Origin of the sequence: Nocardia sp. NPDC057663 (assembly GCF_042799895.1) — a bacterium.
Classification (GTDB): domain Bacteria; phylum Actinomycetota; class Actinomycetes; order Mycobacteriales; family Mycobacteriaceae; genus Nocardia.
This window is the reverse complement of sequence record NZ_JBHVHX010000001.1, coordinates 578,515-597,606: the sequence shown is the minus strand read 5'-3', so window position 1 is coordinate 597,606 and position 19,092 is coordinate 578,515. Positions and strand designations below refer to the sequence as shown.

The following is a 19,092-nucleotide window of genomic DNA, read 5'->3' as shown; positions in this document are numbered from 1 at the left end:
TGGCCCCGGCAACCGGGCGTCAGCACGACCCCCCTTAATAACCGCACTGCTGCAAAAAAGCACGCACTAACTAGTCCAGGAGGACAACAGTGGCGAAGGCGAAGTTCGAGCGGACGAAGCCCCACGTCAACATCGGCACCATCGGTCACGTCGACCACGGCAAGACCACGCTGACGGCGGCGATCACCAAGGTGCTGGCTGACAAGTACCCGGATCTGAACGCCGCGTTCGCGTTCGATCAGATCGACAAGGCGCCGGAGGAGAAGGCTCGTGGTATCACGATCAACATCTCCCACGTCGAGTACCAGACCGAGAAGCGCCACTACGCGCACGTCGACGCCCCCGGTCACGCCGACTACATCAAGAACATGATCACCGGTGCCGCCCAGATGGACGGCGCGATCCTGGTCGTGGCCGCCACCGACGGCCCGATGCCGCAGACCCGCGAGCACGTGCTGCTCGCCCGTCAGGTCGGCGTGCCCTACATCCTGGTCGCGCTGAACAAGTCGGACATGGTCGACGACGAGGAAATCCTCGAGCTCGTCGAGATGGAGGTCCGCGAGCTGCTGGCTTCGCAGGAGTTCGACGAGGACGCGCCGGTCGTGCGTGTCTCCGGCCTGAAGGCCCTCGAGGGCGACCCGAAGTGGGCCGAGGCTGTCCTCGAGCTGATGAACGCCGTCGACGAGTCGATCCCGGACCCGGTCCGTGAGACCGAGCTCCCGTTCCTGATGCCGGTCGAGGACGTCTTCACGATCACCGGTCGTGGCACCGTCGTCACCGGTCGTGTCGAGCGCGGCATCGTCAACGTGAACGAGGAAGTCGAGATCGTCGGCATCCGCGAGAAGAGCACCAAGACCACCGTCACCGGTATCGAGATGTTCCGCAAGCTGCTCGACCAGGGCCAGGCGGGCGACAACGTCGGTCTGCTGGTTCGTGGCATCAAGCGCGAAGATGTCGAGCGTGGCCAGGTCGTCGTGAAGCCGGGCACCACCACTCCGCACACGGAGTTCGAGGGCCAGGCGTACATCCTGTCGAAGGACGAGGGCGGCCGCCACACCCCGTTCTTCAACAACTACCGTCCGCAGTTCTACTTCCGTACGACTGACGTGACGGGCGTTGTGACCCTCCCCGAGGGCACCGAGATGGTCATGCCCGGTGACAACACCGAGATGTCCGTCAAGCTGATCCAGCCGGTCGCCATGGACGAGGGCCTGCGTTTCGCGATCCGTGAGGGTGGCCGCACCGTCGGCGCCGGTCGCGTCACGAAGATCGTCAAGTGAGTCTGTAGACCCACTGCTGACACCGCAACGGCGTCGCTCCCCCGGGAGCGGCGCCGTTCGGCGTTTTCGGGACAGCTGTCCCTATGCCGTCATCGCGGATTTGTCGGTGGGGCTCGGTAGCTTTGGGGCGGTAACGCATTCGAATGAATCGGAGACGTCGTGGGTAGAGCTGCGCTCGAACAGGAGTTGGACGTCACGGAGGGGACCCTCGAACACGGGATGCCGTATCTCGCATTCGGTTCGGGGCGTCCGTTGGTGTTTTTGCGGTGGTTCACGCCCGATCACGACAATCCGCGTGGGTGGATGCGGGCCAGTGAGATCAAGACGATGGCGCCACTGGCCCGGCATTTCCGGGTGTATGCGGTGAATCGCGCGCCGGGGATGGCGGCGGGGACGACGATGGCCGATATCGCGCGGGAGCACGCGGAGGCGTTGCGGGCCGAGTTCGGTGAACCGGTGGACGTGCTCGGGATCTCGTCCGGTGGGTCGCTGGCGTTGCAGCTGGCCGCGGATCATCCGGCGGTGGTGCGCGGGCTGGTGGTCGCCTCGTCGGGGTATCGGCTCGAGGATGCGGCGCGGGAGTCGCAGATGAAGTATGCGACGGCCGCGGCAGCGCGGAAGCGGGCGCTGCAACATCTGGCGACCCAGGGGATCGAGTCACCGGTCAAGGCGCGGCTGGTCGGTGCGGTCGGCTGGCTGGCCGACCCGCTGGTGCGGCCGAAGAATCCGGCCGACACCCTCGCGTTCGTGCGCGCCGAGGACGCGTTCGATCTGGACGGCAGGCTCGCCGACATCACGGCCCCGACCCTGGTGGTCGGCGGTGATCGGGACGAGTACTACTCCGTCGACACCTTCCGCCACACCGCCGACGGCATCCCCGGCGCTCGCCTCGTGATCTATCCCGACACCACGCACCTCGGCGCGATCAAGCACCAGCGTTTCGCGCCCGATGTCACCGCATTCCTGGAGGGGGCCTGATCAGGCAGGCCGGACGCGAACGGTGACGCGACCGTGGTCGTCGCGATGGCTCACCGCGTGCCCAGGCCGGTCCACTCCACCGATGCGCAGGGTGACCGGCGCGCCCTCGCCGAGGAAATTGCGCCACCACTTCTTCTTGTCCGGCATGGCCACCCCGATGACGTACTCGTCACCGGAACGGCGGTAGTTGACCGGCGTGCTGAAGGTGCGCCCCGAGCGGCGGCCGACGTAGCTGACCTGAGCGAAGGACCCACCGAGGAGCTTCCCGACGACCGGCGCCTCGGTCAACGCGACCACTCCGGCGTTGAACCCACTCAAGCCCCGACGCAACAACGATTCCTGACTCAACGGCCTCTCCTGCCTGGTGGTGAAGAACTAGCACGTGCCGCCCACGGTAGCGAGCGTCTCGATTTCCGGGCGATCAGCGAATCTTGGCGCCGTAGACGTGTTCGACGCTCAACGCCATCAGCACCCGGCGGTCCGAAACCATGACCTCCCGGTACTCGTTCCAATCCGGGTGCTCACCGGCGGCGGCACGGTAGTAGGCGACAAGAGCCTCCACCTCGGGACCGTTCGGGTCGGTACCGGGACCGGTGAGGGTGACGCTGCCCTCGGCCGTGGCCCAGGACCAGCCGTCGGGCGCGGTCACCTCGAAGGCGGCCCGGGGATCCCGCCGGAGGTTGGCCGTCTTGGCCCGGCCTTCGGTCATCGAGACATAGATGATCCCGGCGTCGCGGTCGTAGTACGGGGTGACGGGGGACAGTTGCGGACGTCCGTCGGCTTTGATCGTGGCCAGTACGCCGAGCTTGGCCGTCACGAGCAGTTCTTGCGGGTCGAACGCTGCTGTCATCGGTGGGTCTCCTCTGGATGCACGGTGCCTGCCCTCGTTGTGACGAACCGTGGTCGTGGCGCATTTATGCCCGGCTCGGGCGCCAGGCTCCGAGCCGGCGGAAAACCCGTCGACAGCCGGGCAGCCGGCCGCGTAGAACTGGTCCCATGGTTACGGCACGTCCGCATTCGCGGCACTAGTTCGCATCGGGTCTTCGGGCGCCGGTGGGGTGCCGCGTGATCCGACGCCCGTGCCGTCCGGTGGAACGCACAACTGGCGAGCGTCGACTCTTCGACCGAACTAGTTGACCCACTGGGGGATTCCCATGACCAGACCACGCACCGACCTCTCCCGCATGCGCAATATCGGGATCGCCGCCCACATCGACGCGGGCAAGACCACCACCACCGAGCGGGTGCTGTTCTACACCGGTGTCACCCGCACCCTCGGCGAGGTCCACGACGGCACCGCCGCCATGGACCGGATGATCCAGGAGCGCGAGCACGGCATCACCATCGCCGCCGCGGCCACCACCTGCTGGTGGAACGAGCACGAGATCACCATCCTCGACACCCCGGGCCACGTCGACTTCACCGTCGAGGTGGAACGGTCGCTGCGTGTTCTCGACGGCGCGGTCGCCGTGTTCGATGTCAAGGAGGGCGTCGAGCCGCAGTCGGAGCAGGTGTGGCGCCAAGCCGACAGGTACGGCGTGCCACGGATCTGCTTCGTCAACAAGATGGACAAGCTCGGTGCGGATTTCGCGTTCACCGTGCGGACCATCGCGGAGCGGCTCGGTGTGCGGCCGTTGGTGATTCAGCTGCCGATCGGCGCGGAGGGCGGGTTCGAAGGCGTCGTCGACCTGGTCGAGATGACGGCCAAGGTGTGGCGTGGCGACACCGACCGCGGTGCGCGGTTCGAGGTCGTCGAGATCCCGGACGACCTGCGCGTCAAAGCCGAACAGCACCGCGAGGCGCTGGTGGCCGCGGTCGCCGAGGCCGACGAGGCGGTGCTGGAGCGCTACCTTTCTGGTGCGGCGATCCCGGTCGACGAGCTGAAGGCCGCCATCCGCACGATGACGGTCGACGCCCGCGCCTACCCGGTCCTGTGCGGTTCGGCGCTGGCCAACATCGGCGTGCAGCCGCTGCTGGACGCGGTCGTCGACTACCTGCCCTCGCCACTGGATGTCGTTGCGGTGCACGGTTTCGCGCCGGAAGGTGGGCACATCGAACGCGCACCCGATATCGCCGAGCCGTTCGCGGCCCTGGCGTTCAAGGTCGCGCTGCATCCGTTCTTCGGCAAGCTCGTGTACCTGCGGGTCTACTCGGGCCGGATCGAACCCGGTGCGGCCGTACTGAATTCGACGAAGGGACGAAAGGAGCGCCTTGGCAAACTGTTCCAGATGCATTCGAGCACCGAGATCGCCGTCGATCGGGTGCAGGCTGGTCAGATCTGTGCCGTGATCGGCCTGAAGGAGACGGGCACCGGCGACACCCTGTGCGATCGGAACGCGCCGATCGTGCTGGAGTCGATGACCTTCCCCGATCCCGTGCTTGCGGTCTCGATCGAACCGCGGACCCGCGCGGATCAGGACAAGCTGGGCATCGCCCTGGCTCGCCTGGCCGAGGAGGATCCGACGTTCACCGTGCACGTCGACACCGAGACCGGCCAGACGGTCGTCGGCGGCATGGGCGAACTGCATCTGGAGATCCTGGTCGACCGGATGAAGCGGGAGTTCCGGGTCGAGGCCGAGATCGGCGCACCACGGGTGGCCTATCGCGAAACCGTCACCGCCGCGGTGGATCTGTTCGAGTACACCCATCGCAAGCAGGTGGGTGGGCGCGGACAGTTCGCCAAGGTGGTGATCGCGCTGGAGCCGCACGTGGCCGACGACGGCGCGGTCTACGAATTCGAGAGCCGGGTCGCCGGCGGGCGCGTACCGCGGGAGTACATCCCCGCGGTCGACGCGGGCGCGCAGGACGCGCTGCGCGTCGGCGCGCTGGCCGGCTTCCCCCTGGTGAACGTGAAGGTGACGCTGCTCGACGGCGCCGCCCACGTGCAGGATTCGTCGGACCTGGCGTTCCGGCTGGCCGGCGCGGCAGCGGTGCGAGCCGCCGTCGCGAAGGCGAAACCGGTGCTCCTCGAACCGATGATGGCCGTCGAGGTCGTCACTCCCGAGGAGTACGTCGGCGAGGTGATCGGTGACCTGAACGCCCGCCGCGGCCGCGTCACCGACCTCACCCAGCGGGGCGGCGCCCACGTCGTGCGCGCCCTGACCCCGCTCCAGGAGATGTTCGGCTACATCGGTGATCTTCGCTCGAAGACCCGGGGCCGGGCGAACTACTCCATGGTGTTCGACTCCTACGCGCCGGTCCCACCGGCGGTCGCGGAGTCGATCATCGCCGGCGGCTGAGCGGGCCCGGTGGCGTCGTCTCCCGCGGAGACGGCGCCACCGGTCACTCGCCTCGGCAGTGTCGGTTCCACCGCCTGCAGTCGCTGGGCTCGCCGAGTTCTGTGCGATGCGCGCCGTCGGCAGCGAGCCGACATGGTGCGCCTCGGTGCGGTAGATCACGCGTCGGTCACTCGGCGGCGAGGACACGATGCTGGTCGTGCGCACTCTCCGCTGTCGCACGGCCGAGCAGCCGCAGCGCATCGGCGGTGCTCGCGTCGCGCGGGGTGTAGACCTCGAGCCGATGGTCGGGGCTGTCCGGTTGCAGCCACACCTGGTAGTCGACGTCGACAAGCCCGACGGTGGGGTGATGCAGGTTCATGGCGCCGACTGTGCAGTCGGCGACTTCGCCCTCGGCCCATAGGGCGGCGAATTCGGAACTGCGCATGGACAATTCGCCGATCAGTTCGGCCAGGTGACCGTCGGTGGGGTAGCGGCCCGCAGTGAGGCGCAGGTAGGCGACGTGGATGCGGGCCAGCTCGGACCAGTTGCGGTGCAGGTCCCTGGTGAGGGGGTCGAGGAAGAACATGCGCGGGATGGAGGGACGCAGGGCCGGGTCGGCGGGGGCGGCGAAGTCGAGGTGTTCGGCGAACAGGGCGTGCCCGGTGCGGTTCCAGGCCAGCACGTCACCGCGGCGGCCGAGGACGACGGCGGGCATGGTGTCGCCCAGAGCGTCGAGCAGCGCGAGGACTCGGGGGTGCGCGCGTTCGGGTTCCGAGCGGGTCAGGCGCGGCGTGGCGGGGAGTCCGGCCAGGTTGTGCAGGTGGGTGGTCTCGGCGGGGTCGAGCCGCAGCACCCGGGCGATGGCCTCGATGACCTGCGACGATGCCGTTCCCGCCTGATCCTGTTCGAGCCGCGTGTAGTAACCGGCGCTGACACCGGCCAGCTGGGCCAGCTCCTCGCGGCGCAGCCCGGGCACCCGGCGGGTGGCGCCGTAGGTCCGCAGCCCGATGCGCTCGGGCGTGATCCGGTCGCGGCGGGTCTTGAGGAACGCGCCGAGGCTTTCCAGCTCCATGCCTTCCGATCGTAGGCACGGCGGCCGGCCGGCGGGTATCCCCGCGAGGTGTACCCATCACCGGGTCTGGTTGCCGGTGGCAGGCTGCCGCAGATTCGGGGACATGACTCGACTCGGCACACCCCCTTCGGCGCTGCGGGCCTGGCTGGGCCTGCTGGTGATCCTCGGCCCCGTCCTGCTGGTGGCCATGGACGGCTCGGTGCTGTTCCTTGCCATGCCCGCGATCACCGGCGCGCTCACCCCGACCGCGGACCAATCCCTGTGGATCCTGGACAGTTACGGTTTCGCGGTCGGCTCGCTGCTGATCGCGTTCGGCAGCATCGGCGACCGGTACGGCAGGCTCCGGCTGCTGATGATCGGCGCCGCCGTGTTCGGCCTCGCTTCGGCGGCAGCGGCTTTCGCGCCGAGCGCCGAGATCCTGATCGGCCTGCGGGTGCTGACGGGCGTGGCGGGAGCGACGCTGCTGCCGTCGGCGCTGGCGATCCTGAGCGCCCTGTTCGCCGACCCGCGCCGGCGCGCACAGGCCATCGGGATCTTCGCCGCCACCTTCGCCGCGGGGTTCGCGGTGGGTCCGATCGTCGCGGGGCAGTTGCTCACCAGGTTCTGGTGGGGATCGGTGCTGTTGATCAATCTGCCTGTGCTGCTGGTGTTCCTGGTGTTCGCACCGGTACTGCTGCGTGAGGTGCGCGAGTCCGGGGTCGGTCGGGTCGATGTGGCGAGTGTGCTCGCCTCGGCCGCCGGACTGCTGCTCACCATGTACGCGGTCAAGCACGCGGCGGCGGAGGGTCTGTCCGCGACCGGGTCGCTCGCCGGGCTCGCGGGCCTCGCGCTGCTGATCTGGTTCGTGCGCAGGCAGTTCCGGATCACGCACCCGCTCGTCGACTTCGGGCTGTTCCGCAGTCCGGTGTTCACGATCGCGATCGTCACCGGATTCCTGCCGCTGGCCGCCTGGTCTGCGACCGCCTACCTCACGAGCGCCTATCTGCAGTCCGTGCTCGGGCTGACGGTCGCCCACGCGGCCTTGCTCGCGGTTCCCGGTGCCGTCGTGCTCACCGTGGCCGCGGTCGTGACGCCCGCGGTCGTCGCCCGGATCGGACAGTCGGCGGCGCTGATCGGCGCGCACTTCGCCATCGCCGCGGGACTGTTCCTGTTGCTGTTCGCCGGTGATACGGGCGGCGCGGGCTGGTACATCGCCTCGACCGCCGTCGCCGGCATCGGCTACGGCATCTCGTTCAGCGTGGTCGCCGACATCGCCGTCGCCGCGGTGCCGTCCGAACGGGCCGGTTCGGCCGCCGCGCTCGCCGAGACCGGCAACGAACTCGGCAACGCCTTCGGGATCGCGGTCTTCGGCTCGCTGGCCGCGCTGCTGTTCCGGCTGCACGGCCCCGACCTCGCGCCGACCCTCGGCGAGACCCTGCGCCTGCCCGCTCTCGCGCCGGTCGCGCTCGCGGACGCGCGCGCCGCGTTCGTGGACGGACTGCACGTGGTCGCCGTGACCGCGGGGCTGCTGCACGCCGCGCTCGGCCTGCTGGCCGCGCGCGTGCTGCGCCGGTCAGCCGAGCTGGGTCATCCCGGCGGCGACCACCCTGGCGACGTTCATCAGATCGTCGGTGGTGGGGACCGGCATGTCGTCGAGGGCGTGTAGCCGGTCGGTGCCCGCGATGGCGAACATGGCCGAGACCCAGGCGGCCGCGCAGGCGCGCAGGGTACTGGGGCGGATGGGGGTGGGGACGCTCTCCTGGAGGACGCGGGCGGTGACGTCGAGGAGCTGGTCGCGTAGTTGGCGCAGGCGGCGGCGGACGTCGGGGTGGGTGTCGGCCTCGCGCCACATGATGACGCGCAGGACCGAGGAGTGGTGGTCGCGCAGGTTGACGGCGGTGTCGAGGTTGATCAGGCTGGTGGCCGGGTCACCGGGGGCGACGACGGCGTCCAGGTTGTCGAGCGGGTGTTCCGGGACGCGTTCGCGCATGAGCGCGGACAGGATCGCGGTCTTGGTGGGGAAGTAGTAGAAGACCAGACCCTTGGGCACACCGGCGGCCGCGGCCAGGGCCGCGGTCGGAGTGGCGTCGAAACCTTGTGCGGCGAACAGGTCTTCGGCGGCATCCAGAATGAGTTGCCGGGCGTCGCCATCGCGTTTCGCGTTGCGGCGCCCGACGTGTCGGCCCGGCATCAGTGATGTGGAGCCATATTGTGCAGGCGGGCGTTCATCGCGGGCAGCGCGGCGACCGCCACCACCGCCGTCACCACCCCGACGACCCATGCGGTCCAGGATGCGCCGCTGAAGGCGGTGAAGTCCATCGCCCACGGCGAGATGAACAGCAGGACGCCGAACAGGCCCATGGCGTAGTCGGCGGCGGCCATCTCCGCCCTGACCATCTGGATCAGCCCGGTCGCCGCGATGAGCACGCCGAGCACGATCAACGTCCAGCGGGCGTTGTCGTTGGTGCTGACCCACAGGGGCGACAGTGCGGTGAATGCGCCGAGCACGACGGCGAGAAAATCTTGTGCACGGCTGTCGGTGAACATGGGGAAATGCCTCCTCGGTGCGAAGAAAAATGCTTCTGACCTCGGTCTACTCCTGATTGACCGCCCGGTCGATACCGGAACCGGCACGGTTGTGTTGCGACGTGGGTATCACTGGTGACCGGCCGCACTGGTACAAACATCTGGGGGCCGTAGTGGCCCGCGACACAAGGACATGGGCGGTCAGCTCCCGGCGGCGATGGCTCGCGCGAGCACGTAGGGCGCCGCACATGGCGAGAGGACACAGGTATGAGCGCGCCCATCGTGATCGTCGGAGCGGGTCTGGCCGGCCTGCGCACGGCGGAGGAACTGCGCCGGGCCGGATACGAGGGCGGTGTGCTGCTGCTCGGTGACGAGACGCGCCCGCCGTACGACCGCCCGCCGCTGTCGAAGCAGTTCGTTCGCGGCGAGACCGACGACACCACCCTGCGCCCGCCGGAGTTCTTCGCGGAGAAGGACATCGAGCTGCGCCTCGGCACTGCGGTCACCGGCGTCGACACGGCCGCGCACACGATCACCCTCGCCGACGGCACCACCCTCGGCTACGAGCAGCTGATCATCGCGACGGGTCTGCGCCCGCGCAGGCTGCCCGGACTGTCCGAGGTGGCGGGCGTGCACGTGCTGCGCGCCCATGAGGACGCCGAGACCCTGCGCACCGAACTGGACGGCGCGAACCGGGCGCTGATCATCGGCGCCGGTTTCATCGGCTGCGAACTGGCGGCCAGCTTCCGCGCGGCGGGCATCGAGGTCACCCTCGTCGAGCCGCAGCCGACCCCGCTCGCCTCGGTGCTGGGCGAGCGGATCGGTGGCCTGGTCGCCCGCATGCACCGTGAGGAGGGCGTCGACCTGCGCTGCGGCGTCGGCGTCGACACGCTGCGCGCCGACGATTCCGGCCGGGTGCGCGGCGCGGTGCTCACCGACGGCACCGAGATCGACGCCGACCTGGTCGTGATCGGTGTCGGCTCGGTTCCGGTCACCGACTGGCTGGCCGATTCCGGCATCGAACTCGCCGAGCGGGCCGCCGGGGGCGGTGTGCTCGCCGACGAGGTCGGCCGCACCTCCGCCGAGAGTGTCTGGGCGGTCGGCGATGTCGCCGCCTGGCAGCACGACACCGGCGTCCGCAAGCGCGTCGAGCACTGGACCAGCGCGGGCGAACAGGCGAAACTCCTGGTCACCGCGCTGCTCGGCGGGGCTGCCCCGACCGCGGCCCGGGTGCCGTACTTCTGGAGCGACCAGTACGACGTCAAGATCCAGGCCCTCGGCACCCCGTCGCCCACCGACGACGTCATCGTGGTCACCGACGACGGCCGCAAGTTCCTCGCCTACTACTCCCGCGACGGCATCCTCACCGCCGTCCTGGGGGCGGGCCTGACCGGCCAGGTGATGAAGCTGCGCGCCAAGCTGGCCACCGAGACCCCGGTGGCCGACCTCCTCGCGGCGGCGGGCTGACCCGAAGGCTCTGTCCGTGGCTGTGGAACTGGATTACTGTGGCGGCGTGGGGTTTACCGATTACGCGCCCGGTGATGTCGTCCAGTTCCCGGCGGGGCCGTTCGGCGGAATCTGTGGCGTCGTCCGTGAGGTCGATGTCCGGCGCGCGACGCTGCGGCTGGAGTTCGCCGAAGGGGTTGCCCACCGCGAAGGCGGCGTCCTGCGGGAGCGGCGGCACAACCTGACCGTCGGGTTCGACGAGATCGAATTGGTCTAGCTGTCCCGACCGGCGGGACACGGTCGTGACGGGCCGATGTGGGTGCCTGTAATACGGTGGACCCCGTGATCGTCGCGCTTATCGATTCCGGCCTAGGCCTGCTGCCGACGGCTGCGTGGTTGCGCAAGTTGCGGCCCGACGTGGATCTGCTGCTGCTGCTCGACCCCGAGGGTGCGCCCTGGGGGCCCAAGCCGGAGGACTGGGTGGTCGAGCGGGTGCTGGGGGCGGCGCGCCAGGCGCTGGAGCTCGGGGCCGAAGTGATCGTGCTGCCGTGCAATACCGCGAGCGTGACGGCGCTGGAGCAGGTGCGGGCCGCGGTCGGGGAATCGGTGCCGGTGATCGGGACCGTGCCCGCGATCAAGCCGGCGGCGGCGCAGTGCCGGTCGGTGGCGGTATGGGCGACCGCGGCGACCACCGCCAGCCGCTACCAGGCCGACCTGATCGCCCGGTTCGCCGGTGACGCGAAGGTCGTCGGGGTGGCCTGCCACGGCCTGGCCGACGCGATCGACCGGGGTGACCTCCCCGCCATCCGCGATTCCATCACCGATGCCGCCGCACGCACCCCCGCCGACGTCGAGGGCGTGGTCCTCGGCTGCACGCACTATCCGCTGGTCATCGATGCCATCGTCGCGGCGCTGCCGGACGGTGTGCGCCTGTTCGACAGCGCCCAGGCGGTCGCCGCGCAGACCATTCGCAAGATGGACGAACTCGGCCGCCCGACGACAGGCAACGGCACCGTCGCGGTCCGCACCAGTGGCAGGCCGGGGGAATTGCCCAGCAGTGCGGCCACTTTCGAGTCGGGCCGCGTCGTCGGCGCGCTCCCGGGCTGACGACGTCGCCTGCCCGGCGGGCGATGGATGGGCCGTCGGGCGACCCGATCGGTTTCGCACCGGTCGTCGACGGAAGGTGCTCGTGTGTGCCGGTTGCCGGCGTGAATCTGTCGGCCCACCGGTGTTGAATGCGAGGAAATTCCCCGACGCCGGAGGTACCCGTGTCCGAGCTCCCCACTGCCGCGCAGGTGCGGGCGGCGCTCGCCGAGCAAGCCGATCCCGCCGACGCCCTGCACCTGCAACGTTTCTTCAAGACGGGCGTCGGCGAATACGGCGAGGGTGACGTTTTCCTCGGTGTCCGGGTTCCCGCCACCCGGAAGGTCGCCACACTGTTCGCCACCCTCCCGCTGAAGCAGATCGGCGATCTGCTCGACGGCCCAGTCCACGAGGAACGCCTAGCCGCGCTGCTGATCCTGAACGCCCGTTTCGCGAGGGCATCGAAACCGCGCTCCCGGGACGACGCGGCGCGCGCGGAGATGGTCGAGTTCTACCTGGACGCCGTACGCCGGGGCCGGGTGAACAACTGGGACCTGGTCGACGCTTCCGCCGAGAACATCGTCGGCCCCTGGCTGCTCGACAAGGACCGCGGCCTGTTGTTCGAACTGGCGCAGCGGGATTCACTGTGGGAGCGGCGGGTGGCGCTGCTGTCCACCTTCGCCTTCATCAAGGCGGGCGATCCGAGCACCACCCTGGAACTGGCGACCATCCTGCTGGACGACCGCCGCGACCTCATCCAGAAGGCGCTCGGCTGGATGCTGCGCGAGGTCGGCAAACGTGTCGACCCCACGGTGCTCACCGGCTACCTCGACGCCAACGCCGCCGGGATGGGCCGGACCGCGTTGAGCTATGCCGTCGAGCACCTGACCCCGGAGCAGCGGGCCGCCTACCGCGCGATGCGGTAGGCGTACCTCCGTTCGCTCCGGCCCTGCGCGAAAGACCGACGACCGCCGGCGCGCCTGTGCCCATCGGGCGGCGCGCCGCAGGCTCAGAACTGGATCTTCAGGTGGTCGGTCACCGGTCGCGCCTGGCAGCCCAGGATGTAGCCGTTCTCGATGTCCTCGGGGTCGAGGATCTCCGCGTTCCCCATCTCCACCTTGCCCTCGAGCACGGTGCAGGCGCAGGACCCGCACTCGCCCTCCTGGCAGGAGTAGGGCACGTCCAGGCCCTTGTCGAGCATGATGTCGACGAGGGTCTGCTTGCGTGGCCAGGACAGCTCGTGCACCTGCCCGTCGAGCTCCACCTCGACCGTTGCCGCGTCGGCGGCCTCTTCGTCGCTGACCTCGAGGGGGGCGTGGTCGGCGAACGGGTCACCGGCGAGGGAGTTGAACACCTCGGCGTGGGTCCGGGCGCGTGGCACCTCGAGCGAGGCCAGCGCGTCGTGCACCAGGTCCATGAACGGCTTCGGCCCGCACATGAACGCCTCGTAGGCGGTGTAGGGCGCTACCAGCGTCGACAGCATGTCGGCGGTCGGCAGCCCGAGCAGCGGTTCGAGCCAGTGGATGACGGTGAGTCGCTGCGGGTGCTTGCCGACGAGGTCGCGCAGCTCGTCGGCGAAGATCACCGAGTTCGCGTCGCGGTTGGCGTAGACCAGCACCACCTTGCCGGTGCCCTGCGACAGCGCCGACTTCAGGATCGACATCACCGGGGTGATGCCGCTGCCGGCGCCGAACAGCAGCAGGTCCTCGTCGAGGTTCTTGGGGGTGAAGACGCCCGAGGGCGGCAGCACCTCGAGCTGGTCGCCCGCGGAGATGTGGTCGCACAGCCAGTTCGAGCCGTACCCGCCCTCGGTGCGCTTGACCGTCACCTTGGGCAGATCGTCGGTGAACGGCGAGCTGGCCAGCGAGTAGCAGCGCGCGACCGAGCCGGTCTGGTCACTGGGGATGCGCAGGGTCAGGAACTGGCCCGGCGCGTAGGTCATGCGTTCGCGGAGGTCGGCGGGCACCTCGAAGACCACGGAGTTGGTGTCGGCCGTTTCGGCGATCACCGCGGCCACCCGCAGCACCACCGAGCGCGAACCGTGCGGAACCTCGACTGTGGTCATGTCGTCCTCTCGAACAAAACTAGAACGTGTTTCAGTTTCATGCTAGGTCGGGACGCGCCTGCAGGGCAAGCTGTGCCTCGAGACCGGCGACCAGCACCTCCATCCCGAAGTCGTAGGAGTACTTGCCGCGCAGGTCCGCCATGTACTTCGTGGCTCGTGCCACCGCCTCGGGCAACAGCACGTCCGCCGGGGCGGAGCGGTCACGCGGATTCACCCGGCTGCGGCCGAACAAGTAGGTGTGGATGGTCGCATACGCGGCCAGCACGTTGCGGTCGCTGAAGCCCGCGTCGAACAGGATCTCCATCACCGCGTCGATCAGGTCGAGCTGCTTGCCGAGCATCTGCTCGAGCAGGATGTCGCCCAGGCCGGGATGCCTGCGCAGTTTATCGTCTATCTGATCGATCAGATCGCGCAGGCGCTGCTGCCACGGGCCCGACTCGCGCGTGGGCTTGCGCACCCCGAGCAGCGCGGCGCTGGCCACGAGATCGAGCAGTTCCCGCTTGTCCGCGACGTAGTAGTACGGGGCCATCGGCGAGACGCCGAGCTCGCGGGAGAGTCTGCGCATCGACAGCTTCTCCACGCCGTCCTCGCGCACGACTCGTAGCGCGGCCTCGACGATCTCGGACTCCGAGAGTGTGGAATGCGCGCCGCTCCCTGCCCCTCCGTGGTTACGCAAACTTCCGCCTCACCTCTACTGCCACCGGGCGATCGGCCCGCTCCCGTCCTGCTCCCGGAAGTCTAGAGGGGTGCCCCAGGGCGCTCGTGGCCATCGGGATTTTCGAATTCCGCCCCTTTATGGCAGTGACTGACGTTAAGGTTGGCGGTGACCGGCAACACAATGGAGGTAGTCATGCCCGAGAACGCAACGCCTGCGACCGTCGAATCCGACGAAGACCTGGTCAGCGAGACGCTGATCGAAGAGGTCAGCATCGACGGCATGTGCGGCGTGTACTGACCATGGAGGCAGGCGTGCTCGATCTCGACACCCGCTGGGCGCTGCATCCACGCGTCTCGCTGCGGCCGGAATCCTTCGGTGCGCTGCTGTATCACTTCGGCACTCGCAAGCTCTCGTTCCTCAAGAGCCGCGACCTGGTCGACGTGGTGCAGTCGCTGCCCGCCCATACCTCGGTGCGGGAGGCGCTGCGGGCCAAGGGCGTCGGCGCGTCCGACGTGCACATCAAGGCGCTCGCGCAACTGGCCGACACCGACATGATCGTGCCGTCACCGGGCCCGGTCACCCCGGTGACGCCGGTGAGCATGCCTGCCTCCACGGACACCACGCAGGGCGGCAGGCTGATCGACCGCTTCGAATCGGGCCTGGCCGCACCGATCTGCCTCACCTGGGAACTCACCTACGCGTGCAACCTGTCGTGCGTGCACTGCCTGTCCTCGTCGGGCCGCCGCGATCCGAACGAGCTGAGCACCGAGCAGTGCAAGGCGCTGATCGACGAGTTCGAGCGCATGCAGATCTTCTACGTCAACATCGGCGGCGGCGAGCCGACGGTGCGCCCGGACTTCTGGGAACTGGTCGACTACGCCACCGCCCACCATGTGGGGGTCAAGTTCTCCACCAACGGTGTTCGCATCACCGAGGAGGTCGCCGCGCGGCTGGCCGCCAGTGACTACGTCGACGTGCAGATCTCCCTCGACGGCGCCGACGCCGCGGTCAACGACGCGGTGCGCGGCGCAGGCTCCTACGACACCGCGATCCGCGCGCTGGAGAACCTGGCGAACGCGGGCTTCAAGGACGCGAAGCTCTCGGTCGTCGCGACCCGCCACAACATCTCCCAGCTCGACGAATTCAAGGCCATCGCCGACCGTTACGGCGCGACCCTGCGACTCACGCGCCTGCGCCCGTCGGGCCGCGGCGCCGACGTCTGGGACGAGCTGCACCCGCTGCCCGAGCAGCAGCGCGAGCTCTACGACTGGCTGGTCCGCAACGGCGACGGCGTGCTCACCGGCGACTCCTTCTTCCACCTGTCCGCCTTCGGTTCCGCGCTGCCCGGCCTGAACATGTGCGGCGCGGGCCGGGTGGTGTGCCTGGTCGATCCGGTGGGCGACGTCTACGCCTGCCCGTTCGCCATCCACGACCGGTTCAAGGCCGGAAACATCGTCGCCGACGGCGGTTTCGACGCGGTGTGGACGACCTCGGAGCTGTTCGCCGAACTGCGCGAGCCGGTCGATGGCGGCGCCTGCACCAAGTGCTCGCACTACGACGCGTGCCGCGGCGGCTGCATGGCGGCCAAGTTCTTCACCGGCCTGCCCGCCAACGGTCCCGACCCGGAATGTGTTCAGGGCTATGGCGAAGCGGCGCTGTCGATGCCTGGACGCACGATTCCCAGACCAGCGGTCGACCATTCGCGCCCGGTCCGTACCCGAGGCCGGGTGTCGCTGCCGCTGACCGTGAAGCGTGCTCCTGCCAAGGCGTGCAACGAGAGTCCGCTCGGATAAACGGGTCGGTTGCCGAAAGTGCGCTGCCGATCTTGTTGACGCGTCCGGCTAACGGTCACGGCGGCATTTCTGGTGGACTTTCCTCCTTTTTTGTGGGGTGATGATGTCTGCGAGCTCGAGTGCGAATAGCATGCGAGGAATGCGCCATGATCGTCTGCCCGACGGCTTCGGGGTACGGATCGATCCACGGGTACGCGCATTTTCCGGGGGTCGGATCCTGATCGGTGGATCGCCCGCGCGGATCATGCGACTGGCCCCGGAGGCCGCCGAGTTGATCGGCGACGGGTACCTGGAGGTGACCGATACCAAGTCCGCGATCGTCGCCCGCCGGCTGCTCGATTCCGGTGTGGCGAACCCTCGCCCGCGGCTGCTGCCCTCACTCGACGACGTCACCGTCGTCATCCCGCTCTACAACAACGCCGACGGCCTGCTGCGGCTGCTGGCCACGCTGCGCGGGCACAATGTGATCGTCGTCGACGACGGCTCCGACGAACCCGTGCGCATCCCGCCACGGCAGGGCCGCGGTCAGGTGACGGTGCTGCGCCACGAGACCCCGCTCGGTCCGGCGGCCGCGCGCAATGCCGGATTACAGGCGGCGGCAACGGGCTTCGTCGCGTTCCTGGACTCCGACGTGGTGCCGCGCAGCGGCTGGCTAGAGGTGATGCTCGGGCACTTCAGCGATCCGCAGGTCGCGCTGGTCGCGCCGCGCATCGTCGCGCTGGACAAGGAGTCCAACGCGCTGGCCCGCTACGAGCACACCCGGTCCTCGCTCGATCTGGGCAGGCGCGAGTCCGCGGTGCACGCGCGCGGTGTCGTGTCCTATGTGCCGAGCGCGGCGCTGCTGGCCCGGCGCGCGGCGCTGCTCGGTGAGGGCGGTTTCGACGAGTCGATGCAGGTGGCCGAGGATGTCGACCTGTGCTGGCGGCTGGAACGGGCGGGCTGGCGGCTGCGCTACGAACCCGCCGCGCATGTCGCCCACGATCACCGGGTGGCCTTCCGCGCCTGGTTCGGCCGAAGGCTGTTCTACGGCACCGGCGCCGCACCGCTGGGTAAGCGGCACGCGGGGATGGTCTCGCCGCTGTCGGTGCCGACCTGGACCGTGCTGGCGAGCATCCTGTTCGCGACGTTGTCCAAGTGGGGCCTGCTCGGCGGGCTGGTCACGCTGGCCACCGCGCTGGTGCGGCTGCGGCGGGTCTTCACCGAACTGGACAACCCGACGCGCATCGCGGCGGTGTATCTCGCGCGCGGCTATTTCGCCGGAATGTGGCGGCTGGCTTCGGCGATGTGCCGGGACTACTGGCCGGTGACGCTGGTCGCGGTGCTCGCCTCGCGGCGGATCAGGAAGATCGCGATCACCATGGCGCTCGCCGACGGGCTGGCCGACTGGTTCACCCATCGCGATTCCGGTGGGCTCGACCCGGTGCGCTATGTCGCCTACAAGCGTCTCGACGATGTGGCCTACGGCAGCGGCCTGTGGCTGGGCGTCATCAGGGCGCGCAGCTTCGAGGCGCTCAAGCCGAGCGTGCCGCCGCGCTGAGTTTCGCGGCGTGACCAGCACTCTCGTCGTCGGGGCCGGGTCGGCCGGGTGCGTGGTCGCGGCCCGGCTCAGCGCCGACCCGGCGCACACGGTCCTGGTGCTGGAGGCGGGACCGGTCTGGGCGTCGGCCGCCGAGCTGCCTGCCCCGCTGCTCGATCCGGGGCATCTTCCGGTCGGCCCGGACTCGGGCGTGGTGTGGCGGTACCCGGGAAATATCGTGCGGGGCAAGTTGATCGGCGGGTCGGGCGCGATCAACGGCAGCTACTTCGTCCGCCCGACCGCCGACGACTTCGCGGCGTGGAGCGCGGCGGCCGACAGCGCGCTGTGGTCGTTCGACGCGGTGCTGCCCGTCCTGCACGAGCTGGAGAACGATCGCGATTTCGGCGCCGAACCCGGCCATGGCGACGCGGGCCCGATCCCGGTGCGGCGAACCGTCGACCCCGCCCCGGTCAGCGCGGAATTCGCGGAACGGTGCGCGGCGGCGGGATTCGCCGAAATCGCCGATCTCAACGCGCTTCCCGGCACCGGTCCGGCCGACGGCTGCGGCCGGGTGCCGCTGGCGCTGGCGGGCGACCGCCGCGCCGGACCCGCACTGACTCATCTTTATCCCGCGCTCGCCAGGCCCAACCTGACCGTCATCGGCGCGACGACCGTGACCCGACTGGCGCTGCGCGGTTCGCGAGTCGTCGGCGTCGACTGGGTCCGCGGTCGCGAACGCGGGACGGCCTTCGCCGACCGGGTGATCGTGTGCGCGGGCGCCATCGAATCGGCGGCGCTGCTGATCCGGTCCGGGATCGGCCCCGAGTCGCAGCTGCGCTCGCTCGGTGTCCCGATCGTGCTGCCCGCACCGGTCGGTGCCTGGTGCACCGATCATCCGGAGATCGGGATCGAATACCCGGGACCCACGCCGGCGTCGACGACGGTCGCGCTCGAATACGTCCTGGAACTCGACGATCTCGAACTGCGCCCGTATACCCCGATGTTCACGCCGGGCCTGCGCAGGCTCGGGGTCGCGCTGATGTATCCGGAGGCGACCGGCGAACTGACGCTCGGCTCGGCCGACCCGGCTGTCCCGGCCCGCATCGACCAGGGCTATCTGCGCAGCGCCCGTGATCGGGACCGGCTGCGGGCCGGGGTCGAGGTCGCGACACGAGTGCTCGGCCTGCCGCCCCGGGCCGTCGACGACGCCTGGCTGCGCGCGCATCTGGGGACGTCCCAGCATCTTTCGGGTACCTGCCGGATGGGGCCCCCCGGTGACCCGCGCGCCGTCGTCGACGAGTGCGGCCGGGTACACGGCATCGAGTGCCTCACGATCGCCGATCTGTCCGTCGTACCGGTGCCGCTGCACCGTGGTCCGCAAGCCGCGGTGGTGCTGCTGGCGACACTGATAGCCGATCGACATGCGTGTGATGAAGTGACATTTACTACCGCAATGTGACCTGCCGGACAAACCCACG

At 69.3% G+C, this 19,092-nt stretch carries 19 protein-coding genes; 12 read left to right on the top strand and 7 right to left on the bottom strand.

The features are described from left to right. The first annotated feature begins 89 nt into the window (after window positions 1-89). Both tuf and ACFVAV_RS02620 read left to right on the top strand, forming a co-directional pair. Entirely contained in the window at window positions 90-1,280 is a 1,191-nt protein-coding gene (gene tuf, locus ACFVAV_RS02625) for an elongation factor Tu (protein WP_379028772.1), read from the top strand. Between the two features lie 159 nt (window positions 1,281-1,439). Further along, on the top strand, window positions 1,440-2,258 hold the full coding sequence (locus ACFVAV_RS02620; RefSeq protein ID WP_379028769.1) for an alpha/beta fold hydrolase: 819 nt from the start codon (window positions 1,440-1,442) through the stop codon (window positions 2,256-2,258). Here the strand turns inward: ACFVAV_RS02620 and ACFVAV_RS02615 are convergent, their stop codons facing one another. Together ACFVAV_RS02615 and ACFVAV_RS02610 are read right to left on the bottom strand one after the other, a co-directional pair. Beyond that, the gene (locus tag ACFVAV_RS02615) at window positions 2,259-2,576 is read right to left on the bottom strand and encodes a nitroreductase/quinone reductase family protein (RefSeq protein ID WP_379028766.1); all 318 of its coding nucleotides are present in this window, start codon (window positions 2,574-2,576) and stop codon (window positions 2,259-2,261) included. A 103-nt stretch (window positions 2,577-2,679) separates the two neighbouring features. Next, entirely contained in the window at window positions 2,680-3,108 is a 429-nt protein-coding gene (locus tag ACFVAV_RS02610; protein ID WP_379028763.1) for a PPOX class F420-dependent oxidoreductase, read from the bottom strand. 304 nt (window positions 3,109-3,412) lie between these two features. Between ACFVAV_RS02610 and fusA the strand changes: the two genes are divergently transcribed. Next, a complete protein-coding gene (fusA, locus tag ACFVAV_RS02605; RefSeq protein WP_379028760.1) occupies window positions 3,413-5,497 on the top strand; it encodes an elongation factor G in 2,085 nt (694 codons plus the stop codon). 166 nt (window positions 5,498-5,663) lie between these two features. Here the strand turns inward: fusA and ACFVAV_RS02600 are convergent, their stop codons facing one another. Further along, window positions 5,664-6,548: a helix-turn-helix domain-containing protein gene (locus tag ACFVAV_RS02600; RefSeq protein WP_379028757.1), complete on the bottom strand. Its 885-nt coding sequence runs from the start codon at window positions 6,546-6,548 to the stop codon at window positions 5,664-5,666. A gap of 103 nt (window positions 6,549-6,651) precedes the next feature. Here ACFVAV_RS02600 and ACFVAV_RS02595 point away from each other — a divergent pair, with 103 nt between their 5' ends. Further along, window positions 6,652-8,193: an MFS transporter gene (locus ACFVAV_RS02595; RefSeq protein ID WP_379028755.1), complete on the top strand. Its 1,542-nt coding sequence runs from the start codon at window positions 6,652-6,654 to the stop codon at window positions 8,191-8,193. Here ACFVAV_RS02595 and ACFVAV_RS02590 read toward each other — a convergent pair. Together ACFVAV_RS02590 and ACFVAV_RS02585 are read right to left on the bottom strand one after the other, a co-directional pair. Beyond that, a complete protein-coding gene (locus ACFVAV_RS02590) occupies window positions 8,101-8,718 on the bottom strand; it encodes a TetR/AcrR family transcriptional regulator (RefSeq protein ID WP_379028753.1) in 618 nt (205 codons plus the stop codon). The genes ACFVAV_RS02595 and ACFVAV_RS02590 overlap by 93 nt on opposite strands. Beyond that, window positions 8,718-9,074, bottom strand: a complete 357-nt coding sequence (locus tag ACFVAV_RS02585; RefSeq protein WP_379028751.1) for an SPW repeat protein — start codon at window positions 9,072-9,074, stop codon at window positions 8,718-8,720. Before ACFVAV_RS02585 ends, ACFVAV_RS02590 begins: the two co-directional genes overlap by 1 nt. A 246-nt stretch (window positions 9,075-9,320) precedes the next feature. On the opposite strand from ACFVAV_RS02585, the gene ACFVAV_RS02580 reads away from it, so the two are divergent. From ACFVAV_RS02580 to ACFVAV_RS02565, 4 genes are all read left to right on the top strand, one after another. Then, on the top strand, window positions 9,321-10,520 hold the full coding sequence (locus ACFVAV_RS02580; RefSeq protein ID WP_379028749.1) for an NAD(P)/FAD-dependent oxidoreductase: 1,200 nt from the start codon (window positions 9,321-9,323) through the stop codon (window positions 10,518-10,520). A 46-nt stretch (window positions 10,521-10,566) separates the two neighbouring features. After that, complete coding sequence (locus ACFVAV_RS02575; protein WP_379028747.1) at window positions 10,567-10,776, top strand: hypothetical protein; 210 nt, start codon at window positions 10,567-10,569, stop codon at window positions 10,774-10,776. A 65-nt stretch (window positions 10,777-10,841) separates the two neighbouring features. Continuing rightward, the gene (locus ACFVAV_RS02570; RefSeq protein ID WP_379028746.1) at window positions 10,842-11,606 is read left to right on the top strand and encodes a glutamate racemase; all 765 of its coding nucleotides are present in this window, start codon (window positions 10,842-10,844) and stop codon (window positions 11,604-11,606) included. Window positions 11,607-11,734: 128 nt separating this feature from the next. Continuing rightward, window positions 11,735-12,508: a DNA alkylation repair protein gene (locus ACFVAV_RS02565; RefSeq protein ID WP_379028744.1), complete on the top strand. Its 774-nt coding sequence runs from the start codon at window positions 11,735-11,737 to the stop codon at window positions 12,506-12,508. Window positions 12,509-12,591: 83 nt separating this feature from the next. Here ACFVAV_RS02565 and ACFVAV_RS02560 read toward each other — a convergent pair whose 3' ends face one another. Both ACFVAV_RS02560 and mftR2 read right to left on the bottom strand, forming a co-directional pair. Then, a complete protein-coding gene (locus ACFVAV_RS02560; RefSeq protein WP_379028742.1) occupies window positions 12,592-13,647 on the bottom strand; it encodes a 2Fe-2S iron-sulfur cluster-binding protein in 1,056 nt (351 codons plus the stop codon). A 37-nt stretch (window positions 13,648-13,684) separates the two neighbouring features. After that, a complete protein-coding gene (mftR2, locus tag ACFVAV_RS02555) occupies window positions 13,685-14,323 on the bottom strand; it encodes a mycofactocin system transcriptional regulator MftR2 (RefSeq protein WP_379028740.1) in 639 nt (212 codons plus the stop codon). A gap of 174 nt (window positions 14,324-14,497) precedes the next feature. Between mftR2 and mftA the strand changes: the two genes are divergently transcribed. The 4 genes from mftA to mftG all read left to right on the top strand — a co-directional run bounded on the left by mftA (window position 14,498) and on the right by mftG (window position 19,073). Further along, window positions 14,498-14,602, top strand: coding sequence for a mycofactocin precursor MftA (gene mftA / locus ACFVAV_RS02550; RefSeq protein ID WP_379028738.1), 105 nt, complete (start codon window positions 14,498-14,500; stop codon window positions 14,600-14,602). 2 nt (window positions 14,603-14,604) lie between these two features. Then, window positions 14,605-16,098 (top strand): mycofactocin radical SAM maturase, encoded by a 1,494-nt coding sequence (mftC, locus tag ACFVAV_RS02545; RefSeq protein WP_379029925.1) that lies wholly within the window; start codon window positions 14,605-14,607, stop codon window positions 16,096-16,098. A 139-nt stretch (window positions 16,099-16,237) separates the two neighbouring features. Further along, the gene (gene mftF, locus ACFVAV_RS02540) at window positions 16,238-17,635 is read left to right on the top strand and encodes a mycofactocin biosynthesis glycosyltransferase MftF (RefSeq protein ID WP_379028736.1); all 1,398 of its coding nucleotides are present in this window, start codon (window positions 16,238-16,240) and stop codon (window positions 17,633-17,635) included. A 10-nt stretch (window positions 17,636-17,645) separates the two neighbouring features. Next, complete coding sequence (gene mftG / locus ACFVAV_RS02535; protein ID WP_379028734.1) at window positions 17,646-19,073, top strand: mycofactocin system GMC family oxidoreductase MftG; 1,428 nt, start codon at window positions 17,646-17,648, stop codon at window positions 19,071-19,073. Window positions 19,074-19,092 lie beyond the last annotated feature (19 nt).

Coding starts and splice junctions, on each gene's coding strand:
- ACFVAV_RS02560 (WP_379028742.1), bottom strand. CDS start 13,647: ATGACCACAGTCGAGGTTCCGCACGGTTCGCGCTCGGTGGTGCTGCGG.
- mftC (WP_379029925.1), top strand. CDS start 14,605: ATGGAGGCAGGCGTGCTCGATCTCGACACCCGCTGGGCGCTGCATCCA.
- ACFVAV_RS02565 (WP_379028744.1), top strand. CDS start 11,735: ATGCGAGGAAATTCCCCGACGCCGGAGGTACCCGTGTCCGAGCTCCCC.
- mftF (WP_379028736.1), top strand. CDS start 16,238: ATGCGCCATGATCGTCTGCCCGACGGCTTCGGGGTACGGATCGATCCA.
- fusA (WP_379028760.1), top strand. CDS start 3,413: ATGACCAGACCACGCACCGACCTCTCCCGCATGCGCAATATCGGGATC.
- ACFVAV_RS02600 (WP_379028757.1), bottom strand. CDS start 6,548: ATGGAGCTGGAAAGCCTCGGCGCGTTCCTCAAGACCCGCCGCGACCGG.
- ACFVAV_RS02590 (WP_379028753.1), bottom strand. CDS start 8,718: ATGCCGGGCCGACACGTCGGGCGCCGCAACGCGAAACGCGATGGCGAC.
- ACFVAV_RS02610 (WP_379028763.1), bottom strand. CDS start 3,108: ATGACAGCAGCGTTCGACCCGCAAGAACTGCTCGTGACGGCCAAGCTC.
- ACFVAV_RS02585 (WP_379028751.1), bottom strand. CDS start 9,074: ATGTTCACCGACAGCCGTGCACAAGATTTTCTCGCCGTCGTGCTCGGC.
- ACFVAV_RS02580 (WP_379028749.1), top strand. CDS start 9,321: ATGAGCGCGCCCATCGTGATCGTCGGAGCGGGTCTGGCCGGCCTGCGC.
- ACFVAV_RS02595 (WP_379028755.1), top strand. CDS start 6,652: ATGACTCGACTCGGCACACCCCCTTCGGCGCTGCGGGCCTGGCTGGGC.
- mftA (WP_379028738.1), top strand. CDS start 14,498: ATGCCCGAGAACGCAACGCCTGCGACCGTCGAATCCGACGAAGACCTG.